This is a genomic window from Dankookia rubra (assembly GCF_004355005.1).
In the GTDB taxonomy this organism is placed as follows: Bacteria; Pseudomonadota; Alphaproteobacteria; order Acetobacterales; family Acetobacteraceae; genus Paracraurococcus; species Paracraurococcus ruber_A.
The window spans coordinates 1-995 of the sequence record NZ_SMSJ01000297.1 but is presented as its reverse complement, the minus strand read 5'-3'; the positions used below and the strand labels follow the sequence as shown (position 1 = coordinate 995).

1 protein-coding gene is annotated in these 995 nt (G+C 62.9%); it reads left to right on the top strand.

The window, feature by feature from the left end:
• Window positions 1-61: 61 nt before the first annotated feature.
• Window positions 62-995 (top strand): IS481 family transposase (locus tag E2C06_RS36665; RefSeq protein WP_133293415.1); only part of this gene is annotated, 934 nt, incomplete at its 3' end.

The window sequence follows — 995 nt, the reverse complement described above, 5'->3', positions numbered from 1 at the left end:
CTAGGTGTTTGGTCCCGGGGTTTCGTGGTGCAGTCTTCTCCCAGGCATGGAAGGACGCGCTATGGGCCAGGTTCTCCACGGCAGCGCCACTACGACAGAGGCGATCCGTCGCGCGATCCAGCATAGTCAAGCGAGCCTAAAGGAGCTGGCGCGCCGCTACGGGGTGAACCCGAAGACGGTCGCCAAATGGCGCAAGCGGTCTTCCGTCGCCGACCTGCCGACCGGCCCTCGGGAGGCGCACTCCTCCACGCTTTCGGCCGATCAGGAGGCCATCATCGTTGCCTTCCGGCGGCACACCCTGCTGCCGCTCGATGACTGCCTCTATGCTCTGCAGCCCACTCTGCCTCAGCTCACGCGCTCAGCGCTGCACCGCTGCCTCCAACGTCACGGCATTTCTCGCCTGCCCGAGGTCGAGGGCGACAAACCAGCCAGGAAGGCTTTCAAGCCGTATCCCATCGGCTACTTCCACATCGACATCGCCGAGGTCAGCACCGAGGAAGGCAAGCTCCGCCTTCTCGTGGCCATCGACCGCACCAGCAAGTTCGCCTTCGTCCGCCTGGTCGGAAGCGCCGGCAAAATGGAGGCAGCCCAGTTCCTGCGCGACCTGATCGAGGCCGTCCCATACCACATCCACACCGTGCTGACCGACAACGGCGTACAGTTCACCCCACGCAAGCAGGACATCTGGGACAGCGACCACATCTTCGACCGTGTCTGCGACGAACACGGCATCGAGCATCGGCTGACGAAGGTGAACCACCCCTGGACCAACGGCCAAGTCGAACGGATGAACCGCACCATCAAGGATGCCACCGTCAAACGCTATCACTACGACAGCCACGAGCAGCTCCAGCGGCATCTCGATGACTTCATCGCAGCCTACAACTTCGGTCGCCGCCTCAAGCGACTACGCGGCCTAACGCCATACGAATTCATCTGCAAAGCATGGACGGCGGAGCCGCAGCGCTTCACAGCAAACCCGCACCACGAAACCC